The following is a 10107-nucleotide window of genomic DNA, read 5'->3' on the forward strand; positions in this document are numbered from 1 at the left end:
GAAGGTGACCCGTTCGGCTCTGCAGAACGCATCCTCCATCGCGGCTCTGGTGCTGACCACCGAGACCCTGGTGGTTGAGAAGCCCGAAGAAACTGAAGAAGACTAAATAGTGTGTGTGCCCGGTGCCGCCCCTCCACCATGGAGGCGGTACCGGGCACTCGCTGTCGGTAGGCTCGGATGCGCTCGCGTTCGTGGGGGCGCTAGAACCTGCCGACAGCCTCCTGCTGAGGGGCTCTTACTATGAGTGCTTCTCAGCAAAGAAACCTTTAGCGGTTTACTATAGAAGGTAAGCTGTTCCCGTTTGCGCTCAAACCACCTTGTGGGGTGCGAGCAGACGGGTCGTACCGCATCTTGACATACGCAACGTATAGGCTGAGCTTCTCACCGATGAAGCCAGCATCCGAAAGGTAGACAATGACCATTCCCACCGCTCTGTCCGAGGATCCCTTCGGCTTCACCGGCCTGACCTACGATGACGTGCTGCTGCTGCCCGGCAACACCGACGTCATCCCCTCCGATGCGGACACCTCCACCCGCCTGTCCAAGCGCATCACCCTGAACACCCCCATCATTTCCGCCGCAATGGACACCGTGACCGACTCCGCTATGGCAATCGCTATGGCACGTCTGGGCGGTATGGGCGTTATCCACCGCAACCTCTCCATCGAGGACCAGGCTGCACACGTGGACCGCGTTAAGCGCTCCGAGTCCGGCATGATCATTAACCCCGTCACCATCGGTGCTGACGCAACCATCGCCGAATACGACGAGGTCTGCGGCTACTACAAGGTTTCCGGTCTGCCCGTCGTCAGCGAAGAGGGCGTGCTGGAAGGTATCATCACCAACCGCGATATCCGCTACATCTCCCGCTCCGACTACGAGGGCATTCGCGTCCGCGACATCATGACCCCCATGCCGCTGGTTACCGCGCACCCCAGCGTCACCAAGGACGAAGCATTCGCACTGCTGTCTAACAACAAGATTGAGCGTCTGCCCCTGGTCGACGACGCAGGCAAGCTCGCCGGTCTGATTACCCTCAAGGACTTCGTCAAGACTGAGCAGTACCCCAACGCCACCAAGGACGAGGACGGCCGCCTGCGTGCCGGCGCCGCTATCGGCTTCTTCGGCGACGGCTACGAGCGCGCAATGACCCTGGTCGAGGCAGGCGTCGACGCACTGTTCGTGGACACCGCAAACGGCCACTCCCAGGGCGTGCTCGACATGATTGCCCGCCTGAAGAAGGACCCCGCCGCAGCACACGTGGACGTCATCGGTGGCCAGGCTGCAACCCGCCTGGGCGCACAGGCGATCATCGACGCCGGCGCTGACGGCGTGAAGGTCGGCGTTGGCCCCGGCTCCATCTGCACCACCCGCATCATCGCCGGTGTTGGCGTTCCCCAGGTGACCGCTATCAACGAGTCCGCTAAGGCGGCAATCCCGGCAGGCGTGCCGCTGATTGCTGACGGCGGTATGCAGCACTCCGGCGAGATCGGCAAGGCACTGGTTGCAGGCGCTGACTCCGTGATGCTCGGCTCCCTGCTGGCCGGTACCACCGAGTCCCCCGGTGAGCTGATCTTCATGAACGGTAAGCAGTACAAGGCATACCGCGGCATGGGTTCGCTGGGCGCAATGCAGACCCGCGGCCGCCACAAGTCCTTCTCCAAGGACCGCTACTTCCAGGCTGACGTCTCCAGCGAAGAGAAGCTGATCCCCGAGGGTATTGAGGGTCAGGTTCCCTTCCGCGGCCCGCTCTCCGCAGTGATTCACCAGCTCGAAGGCGGCCTGCGCCAGACCATGTTCTACGTCGGTTCCCGCACCATCGAGGAGCTCAAGTACAAGGGTCAGTTCGTGCGCATCACCCCCGCAGGTCTGAAGGAATCGCACCCGCACGACATCATGATGACCGTTGAGGCACCGAACTACCGCCGCTAAAACGCCTCACCAACGATGATTCGCCGCATGGTGTGCACACCATGCGCCGTTGAGCCCGCCCTATACCCGTTCAGGTATCGGGCGGGCATCGGCGCGAATAACGCCCAGCGGCACCCCTCAAACCGAATTCGAAAGGATTCACCCCATGTCTGAAATTCAGATTGGCCTCTCCAAGAACGCCCGCCCCACCTACTCCCTGGACGATGTGGCGCTGGTGCCTACCCGCCGTACCCGCGACCGCCGCGACGTCGACACCTCCTGGCAGATTGACGCCTTCAAGTTCGACACCCCCATCATTGGTGCGCCCATGGACTCGGTCATGTCCCCGGCGACCGCCATTGCACTGGGTAAGCTGGGTGGCCTGGGCGTGCTGAACCTCGAGGGCCTGTGGACCCGCTACGAGGACCCGCAGCCGCTGCTCGACGAGATTGTTGAGCTGCCCGAGGCGGACCCCGCCTCCGCAACCACCCGCATGCAGCAGATTTACTCCGAGCCGATTAAGCCGGAACTGATTACTGCACGCTTGGAAGAGATCCGTGACTCCGGCGTGGTCGTTGCAGGCTCCCTGAGCCCGCAGAACACCCAGGAGCACTACGAGACCGTAGTGAAGGCGGGCGTTGAGCTGTTCGTCATCCGCGGTGCGTCCGTCTCTGCTGAGCACATTTCCACCTCGCACGAGCCGCTGAACCTGAAGAAGTTCATCTACGAGCTCGACGTTCCGGTCATCGTTGGTGGCGTTGCTGGCTACTCGCAGGCTAAGCACCTGATGCGTACCGGCGCAGCCGGCGTGCTGGTGGGCTTCGGCGGCGGTTCCGCACAGACCACCCGCCAGGGCCTGGGCATCTCCGCACCCATGGCAACCGCTATCGCCGACGTGGCTGCGGCACGTTCCGACTACCTGGACGAGTCCGGCGGCCGCTACGTACACGTGATCGCTGACGGCTCCCTGGGCCGCTCCGGTGACATGGTGAAGGCGCTCGCACTGGGCGCTGACGCTGTCATGCTGGGCGCTCCGCTGGCTCGCGCATCCGAGGCTCCCGGCCAGGGCTGGTACTGGGGCAACGAGGCGCACTCGCTGGACTTCCCGCGCGGCGTGCGCACCCCGCTGGGTGTTGTCGGCTCCCTGGAGGAGGTCCTGTACGGTCCTTCGCACCACGTGAACGGCACCAGCAACATTGTCGGTGCGCTCAAGCGCGCAATGGCTAACTGCGGTTACCTGGACCTGAAGAAGTTCCAGAAGGCGGATCTGACCGTGGTTCCTGCGTACCGCGGCTAATGTAGCTTCATGAATCACCGCTTGGCGGTTGGCAGGTTGTGATCTGCCGGTCGCCGGGCGGTGCTTTCTATACGCACGCTCTACCCCCGTTAGAGCATGTAGCGGTACCTCCAGATGGGGGAGCGGCTACGTACCGTCGGCGGCATACAGCAATAGCGTAAAATAGATATATCCCCGCGCAAGTGCGCGGATTAGTACCAACACGTTGAGGTAATTTTCGTGACCAACTCTGTGAACCTGGACCAGCTCGAAGAGCGTCCCGTCCTGGTGGTAGATTACGGTGCACAGTACGCGCAGCTCATCGCTCGTCGCGTGCGTGAAGCCGGCATCTACTCCGAAATCGTCCCCCACTCCATGAGCACCGAGAAGATGCTCGCCAAGAACCCGGCAGCCATCGTGCTCTCCGGTGGCCCCTCCTCGGTCTACGCCGATGGCGCACCCAAGGGCGACAAGGCCCTCTTCGAAGCTGGCGTGCCGATCTTCGGTATCTGCTACGGCTTCCAGGTGATGGCCCAGACCCTCGGCGGCACCGTCGCCCAGACCGGTCTGCGCGAATACGGCGCAACCGACGCTGTGGTCTGCGCTGAGAACTCCTCCTTCCTCACCGGCACCCCCACCACCCAGAACGTGTGGATGTCTCACGGTGACTCCGTGACCGAAGCCCCCGAAGGCTTCGAGGTGCTGGCTAAGACCCCCGGCGCATCCGTGGCAGCATTCGTGGACGAATCCCGCAAGCTCGGCGGCGTGCAGTGGCACCCCGAGGTGAAGCACTCCGACTACGGCCAGGTCGCCCTGGAGAACTTCCTCTATAATGTGGCAGGCCTGAAGCCCACCTGGTCCACTAACAACATCATCGAAGAGCAGGTCGCAAAGATCCGCGAGCAGGTCGGTAGCGACCGCGTCATCTGCGCGCTCTCCGGCGGCGTTGACTCCTCCGTGGCAGCAGCACTCGTGCACAAGGCTGTTGGCGACCAGCTCACCTGCTTCTTCATCGACCACGGTCTGCTCCGTGAAGGCGAGCGCGAACAGGTCGAGCAGGACTACGCAGCATCCATGGGTATCAAGGTCATCACCATCGACGAGTCGGAGCGTTTCCTCTCCGCACTCGATGGCATCACCGAGCCTGAGGCGAAGCGTAAGGCTATCGGCCGCGAGTTCATCCGCTCCTTCGAAGAGGCACAGCGCAAGCTGATCGCTGAAGCGGGCGAAGAGGGCGCAGACATCAAGTTCCTGGTCCAGGGCACCCTGTACCCGGACGTTGTTGAGTCCGGCGGCGGCGACGGCACCGCAAACATTAAGAGCCACCACAACGTGGGCGGCCTTCCCGACGACCTGACCTTCGAACTGGTTGAGCCGCTGCGCACCCTGTTCAAGGACGAGGTTCGCGCTATCGGTCGTGAGCTCGGCGTTCCCGAGAAGATCGTGGCACGTCAGCCGTTCCCCGGCCCCGGACTGGGCATCCGCATTGTCGGTGAGGTTAACCGCGAGAACCTGGACACCCTGCGTGCCGCTGACGCTATCGTGCGTGAAGAGCTGACCGCAGCAGGTCAGGACGAGCACATCTGGCAGTGCCCCGTGGTTCTGCTGGCTGGCGTTCGCTCCGTGGGCGTTCAGGGTGACGGCCGTACTTACGGCCACCCGATTGTTCTGCGCCCGGTCTCTTCGGAAGACGCAATGACCGCTGACTGGTCGCGCCTGCCGTACGACCTGCTGGCTAAGATCTCGAACCGTATTACGAACGAGGTCAAGGACGTTAACCGAGTGGTGCTGGACGTTACCTCCAAGCCCCCGGGAACCATTGAGTGGGAGTAATCCCGCTTTGGGCTACCTAGCTTTGTAGCTGGGAGCCTGTGAAGGAGCCGCCCGGTGCATCCGAATGTGGATGCGCTGGGCGGCTCCTTTTGTGAGTATGTACGTTGCAGATGCCAGGGATGAACGAAATATAATGTGCTTATGCATGCTTCGTCTGACATGCGCAGAGCATTAACCTAATGGCATAAGGAGGGGCTAAAGATGTTAAAAGCTGATAACGAGCACATTCAAAAGCAAGAGTATGAATCCTCCGTCTATGAGTTTTTCGTCAGTTTTCCTGCCCTTGCAGATGACGCAAACTGTTCTGAAGAAATCCCCGTGGCGGAACGTTCTGCCTCGCAGCGCCCTGCCCCAGACTTTTAGCTTAGAAGTAAGCCGCCCGGTGCATCCGAATGTGGATGCGCCGGGCGGCTTCTGGCATCAAGTCGTGTAGAAAAGGGGAGGCGTTTTGGGGCGTATTAAAAAATCCTCATTTATTTTTTAAACGCGGGGTCTAAATAAAAGAAATGCATTCCAAAAATACCCGAAAAACTACGCCTAGAAATAAACCTTTTTAGTGTGGGTGATGCGGGTGACGAATCGAATCACGCCAATGAGCGCTCGACCCCAACCCAAAATGCAAAGCAAAAAACGTACCAAAACAGCAGAAGCCAAACGCGCACGCCATGTACACACCATAGGTCAGCATCACAAACTCAGAATCATGGCTCAGACCCGACGCCACAATCATCGTCAACGAAACAGCCAGAATGATAAGCCACGCAGCGCTCGCAGCCGCAATCACCCACGAGATAGCGCTCAACACCGGGTGAGGAACCCTAAACGTGCGCTCAGGGTCCTCAGAGGCGGGTACAGTCGCTACAGAAGCTGTAGCGGGGGCAGTAAGTGGAGCTGATGAACGCCACGGAATATGCGCATCAGCATGCTGACTGGAAACCTGCGCCGGACGCTGCGGGACGCCTCCAGCATCGGGAGGGGAAGAAAGATACGGTTGCTGCAATGCGGGCTCCTGGATGTGGGACCTTGCAAGAGAAGAAACAGCCTAGTTCCTACTTTCGCAAAAATGAGTATCGGCGATAGATTGAAAAAATAGAGTGAGTAATTATTCTTTCTATAATTCAAGACTAGAAGTGAACCGCATAAAAAACGAGAGCATCAGCAAATAAGATGCAATATGACGCGAAAATTTCGAAAAACACAACGAAAAAGCAGTAAACCTCAACCTGAAGGTTCAGGGTAGGGTTATTAGACAGGGACCTTAGCCGTAAAACAACGGCACAGACACAGCAACAGCGAAAGGAACGAGCATGGGAATCATCCTCCCACTCCTCTACTTAGGGGTAGGAATCGGGCTCGCAATGTTGCTACCTGAGCACTGGGGTAACCGCCTGAAAGAAAGCGCCTCCGCCCTGCTGACTCGCTGGATCATTCCCGCCGTTATCATCTACACCGTCGCCACCAGCCGCCCCGAACTTTTCTTCGTTGCAGCCTCCACCATGGTGTTGATGCTCCTCGGAGTGCTCTGCGCCGGGCGTATCACCCGCGACCCCGTGCAGAAACTCGCCTTCGTCTATCTGAACGCGGGGCTCTTCGGCATCCCTGTGGTTGCCGGGTTCTGGGGTGAGGAAGCCGTGCGAGTCTACATCGGCGCGTATATCGGCAACTCCATCATGGGTAATATTCTGGGCACCTCGCTACTACGCGGCGGTTTAACAACAGATGCCGGGGAGCGCGCCGCCTCAAGTGTACGAGCCGCGCAGAACTCACACACAACACAGGATGCACGAGCCACCAGGAGCCGTGGTGAAACCCTCCACACGGTGATGCGGGGGCTGCGTACCAGCCCGCCGGTTATCGCCGTGGTGGTGGGTCTGCTCTGCCTGCCCGCCGGCTCTTTCCTGAGCGTTCACGGGGCAGGTTTCTACCGGGTACTGACCTGGATTTTCAGCTTTATCGGACTGATTGTTCTGGGCATGTGGCTCGGTGTCGCCAAGCTACACCGCGCCGACCTGACCCGCGCCGCCGGATGGGCGCTCCTACGCGCCGTGCTCGTAAGCGTCTACAGCATCGGCGTGCTGGCACTCGCCCGCTGGGCACACGATACGGCGGGCATGCACTTTGACCAGTTGCTCGCGCATCCGCAGGTGCTTTTCCTTCTGGCTGTTCTGCCGCCAGCAGCTAATATCGTCATTCTGGAAACCCACTACCGGCACGAAGGCACCGCAGCCCCCGTCATTGCCGCAGGGGCGGCCGTCAGCGTGGGAATGATAGCGCTCGCCGTGCCGATCCTGCAGTTCGTCTTCGCCAGCTAAGTAGAGCCGCCAGCTAAATAGAGCCAAGAAAGCACGCCGGGACCACAAAGGGGAGAACGCAGGAGACAACACAAAAGGAGGGCGGGGCATAAGCCTCACCCTCCTTCTGCTGTCTATCACCTTATCGGCACACGGTAGCACTCAACGAGCTACAGCGCTTAGCGAACGATGTGGTACACCTTCGCCTCGTAGGGGCGCAGGGTCGAACCCGCGTCGTCCTTGTAGTTTGAGCTCACTAGCTCAACACGAGCACCAGCCTCACGAGCCTCAGAAAGTACCGCGAAGTCGCGTTCCTGCTCCTCGGCAGTGAAGTTCGAAACAACCAGCAAAGACTCGTTCGCGGGGCTGCCATCCGCACCACCGGTACGGGTGTACGCGTACACAGCCTCATCCTCGTTGTGCGGAACCTGAACCGAATCGACCGGAGCGAAGGCTGCGTAAACCATCAGATCCTTCAGCTTGCCGCGGCGCAGAGCCACCAGCTGCTGGTAGTGGTAGAAGATCGAATCCTCATCAGCCAGAACAGCCTCAGCGTTAATCGCCGGGTAGTTCGGGTTCACAGCAATCCACGGGGTCACACCCTCGGGGCTGAAACCACCGTTAGCGGAGGCATCCCACTGAACCGGGGTACGAGCGTTGTCGCGGCCCTTAATGTAAATCGCCTGCATCGCCTCTTCGTGGCTTAGACGCTTGTGGTCAACGTGCATGTCCTCGTAGAAGCGGATCGAGTCACCATCGCGGTAATCCTCAATCGAATCAAACTTCACGTTGGTCATGCCCAGCTCTTCACCCTGGTAAATGTACGGGGTGCCCTGCATGAAGTGCAGGGTGGTCGCCAGCTGCTTAGCGGACAGGGTGCGGAACTCATCCGAATCGTTACCGAAGCGGGAGACAACGCGCGGCTGGTCGTGGTTGTTCCAGTACAGCGAACCCCAGGCGTTACCCTCCAGGGTGGTCTGCCAGTCGTTCAGGATGCGCTTGAGCTCGGTCAGCTTGTACGGTGCGTAGGACCACTTGCCGCCCAGATTGCCGTTCGGGTCGTTATCCACGCCCATGTGATCGAAGTGGAAGATCATGTTCAGCTCACCGGTGTGGTAGCCAGCCCACAGCTTAGCGTCCTCGGGGCTGGTCGCGCTGGTCTCGCCCACGGTCATCACGTCGTAGCGGCTGAAGGTCTCGCGGGTCAGTTCCTTCATCCACGGGTGCACCATGGTGCCGTTCGTAATGACGAACGGAATCGAGGAGGTGTGCTTCTCGTAGTCGGTGGAGGGGTCATCCGGGTAGCCCTCGGGCTTGGAGATGATGTTGATAGCGTCCAGGCGGAAGCCGTCAACGCCCTTGTCCAGCCACCAGCGGACCATGGAGTACAGGTCCTCGCGAACCTTCTCGTTTTCCCAGTTCAGGTCGGGCTGTTCCTTGAAGAAGATGTGCAGGTAGAACTGGCCGGTCGCCTCGTCCCACTCCCACGCCGGGCCGCCGAACTCGGACGCCCAGTTGTTCGGAGGAATCGGGTTGCCGTCCTCGTCGAAGCCCTTCGGGTCCTTCCAAATGTAGTAGTCGCGGTAGGGGTTGTCCTTAGAGGAGCGGGACTCCTTGAACCAGGGGTGCTCATCGGAGGTGTGGTTTGCGACCAGGTCCATCAGGATCTTGATGCCGTGCTTGTGGGCGGTTTCAAGCATCTCGTCGAAGTCTTCCATGGTGCCGAAGTCACTCATGATCGCGAAGTAGTCAGAGATGTCGTAGCCGTTGTCCACGTTCGGCGAGTCGAACACGGGGGAGAGCCAGATGACGTTGATGCCCAGCTTAGCCAGGTAGGGTAGCTTCTCGGTAATGCCCTTCAGATCACCGATACCGTCGCCGTTAGCGTCGTTGAAGGAGCGGGGGTACACCTGGTACACCACGGCTTCCTTCCACCACTGGCGGCCTTCGTAGGAGGGAACCTCGTATGCCTCGGAGTTGCTCATAATTGCCTTTCTATACCGGCCATCCAGCCGAAAAGAGGAACAAATTTTGTCTGTGATTGAAGTATAGGGCGAAGAGGGACCGGAATGTCTGTATCTGGTCCCCCTTCGCACAGTATGAGTGGGGTACGACTACTTGGCGTTACCGAAGAGGTACACCTTCGCCTCGTAGGGGCGCAGCAGGGTGCCCTCATCGGTGAACTCGCGGTTCTCATCGCGGTAGTTCGAGCTAATCAGCTTCGGGGTGTTCTCGATTGCCTTCAGCTCAGTCGGGGAGAGTGCCTGCGAGTTGGTCAGCACCACCGAATCCAGGTTGCCGCCCGCGTAGTTCAGCTGAACGGTGTCATCGGTGAAGTTGGCGACGACCAGCAGGGCGCGCTCGCCGGTTGCGGCGGCGTCCTCGTCGGAGTTCACGCGCAGGTAGGCGTAAACCTGGTCATCCTCTTCATCCAGCAGGCGGTACTCGCCGGTCAGGACGATCGGGTGCTCGCGGCGCAGGCTAATCAGGTCGCGGTAGTGGTAGAACACCGAATCCTGGTTAGCGAGCTCTGCCTCCGCGTTGATTTCGGTGTAACGCGGGTTCAGCTTCAGCCACGGGGTGCCGGAGGTAAAGCCTGCGTTCTCGCCAGCGGTCCACTGCATGGGGGTGCGGGCGTTATCGCGGCCGGAGGCGCTGATGTAGCGCAGCATGTCCTCCGCGGAGACACGGCCCGACTCTTCAACGTACTTGCGCCAGGAGTCGTGAATCTCCAGGTCGTTGTAGTCCTTCACATCGTCGAAGAAGACGTTGGTCATGCCCAGCTCTTCACCCTGG

At 60.0% G+C, this 10107-nt stretch carries 8 protein-coding genes; 5 read left to right on the plus strand and 3 right to left on the minus strand.

Features of this window, described 5'->3' with window-relative positions; all coding sequences use genetic code 11:
* Window positions 1-414 precede the first annotated feature (414 nt).
* The 4 genes from guaB to HMPREF2928_RS09145 all read left to right on the plus strand — a co-directional run bounded on the left by guaB (window position 415) and on the right by HMPREF2928_RS09145 (window position 5383).
* Window positions 415-1932 carry an IMP dehydrogenase gene (gene guaB / locus HMPREF2928_RS02655; RefSeq protein WP_005505069.1) on the plus strand — a complete coding sequence of 506 codons (1518 nt, stop codon included), beginning with the start codon at window positions 415-417 and terminating at the stop codon, window positions 1930-1932.
* A gap of 145 nt (window positions 1933-2077) precedes the next feature.
* On the plus strand, window positions 2078-3208 hold the full coding sequence (locus HMPREF2928_RS02660; RefSeq protein WP_005505070.1) for a GuaB3 family IMP dehydrogenase-related protein: 1131 nt from the start codon (window positions 2078-2080) through the stop codon (window positions 3206-3208).
* Between the two features lie 219 nt (window positions 3209-3427).
* A complete protein-coding gene (guaA, locus tag HMPREF2928_RS02665; protein ID WP_005505071.1) occupies window positions 3428-5020 on the plus strand; it encodes a glutamine-hydrolyzing GMP synthase in 1593 nt (530 codons plus the stop codon).
* Between the two features lie 201 nt (window positions 5021-5221).
* Window positions 5222-5383 carry a hypothetical protein gene (locus HMPREF2928_RS09145; protein WP_160311328.1) on the plus strand — a complete coding sequence of 54 codons (162 nt, stop codon included), beginning with the start codon at window positions 5222-5224 and terminating at the stop codon, window positions 5381-5383.
* 190 nt (window positions 5384-5573) lie between these two features.
* Here HMPREF2928_RS09145 and HMPREF2928_RS09060 read toward each other — a convergent pair whose 3' ends face one another.
* Window positions 5574-5825, minus strand: coding sequence for a hypothetical protein (locus HMPREF2928_RS09060; protein ID WP_168165530.1), 252 nt, complete (start codon window positions 5823-5825; stop codon window positions 5574-5576).
* Window positions 5826-6327: 502 nt separating this feature from the next.
* On the opposite strand from HMPREF2928_RS09060, the gene HMPREF2928_RS02670 reads away from it, so the two are divergent.
* Window positions 6328-7332, plus strand: a complete 1005-nt coding sequence (locus HMPREF2928_RS02670) for an AEC family transporter (RefSeq protein WP_070687301.1) — start codon at window positions 6328-6330, stop codon at window positions 7330-7332.
* A 158-nt stretch (window positions 7333-7490) separates the two neighbouring features.
* Here HMPREF2928_RS02670 and HMPREF2928_RS02675 read toward each other — a convergent pair whose 3' ends face one another.
* Both HMPREF2928_RS02675 and HMPREF2928_RS02680 read right to left on the minus strand, forming a co-directional pair.
* The gene (locus HMPREF2928_RS02675; RefSeq protein ID WP_005505076.1) at window positions 7491-9296 is read right to left on the minus strand and encodes a glycoside hydrolase family 13 protein; all 1806 of its coding nucleotides are present in this window, start codon (window positions 9294-9296) and stop codon (window positions 7491-7493) included.
* Window positions 9297-9425: 129 nt separating this feature from the next.
* The coding region (locus HMPREF2928_RS02680; RefSeq protein ID WP_141754942.1) for an alpha-amylase family glycosyl hydrolase at window positions 9426-10107 on the minus strand (682 nt) is incomplete at its 5' end.

The sequence above is a fragment of the Rothia sp. HMSC072B04 genome, assembly GCF_001813725.1.
Classification (GTDB): domain Bacteria; phylum Actinomycetota; class Actinomycetes; order Actinomycetales; family Micrococcaceae; genus Rothia; species Rothia mucilaginosa.

Excerpts from the sequence above, each read along its gene's own strand:
- HMPREF2928_RS02660 (WP_005505070.1), top strand. The coding sequence starts at position 2,078 with ATGTCTGAAATTCAGATTGGCCTCTCCAAGAACGCCCGCCCCACCTAC.
- HMPREF2928_RS09145 (WP_160311328.1), top strand. The coding sequence starts at position 5,222 with ATGTTAAAAGCTGATAACGAGCACATTCAAAAGCAAGAGTATGAATCC.
- guaB (WP_005505069.1), top strand. The coding sequence starts at position 415 with ATGACCATTCCCACCGCTCTGTCCGAGGATCCCTTCGGCTTCACCGGC.
- HMPREF2928_RS02670 (WP_070687301.1), top strand. The coding sequence starts at position 6,328 with ATGGGAATCATCCTCCCACTCCTCTACTTAGGGGTAGGAATCGGGCTC.
- HMPREF2928_RS02675 (WP_005505076.1), bottom strand. The coding sequence starts at position 9,296 with ATGAGCAACTCCGAGGCATACGAGGTTCCCTCCTACGAAGGCCGCCAG.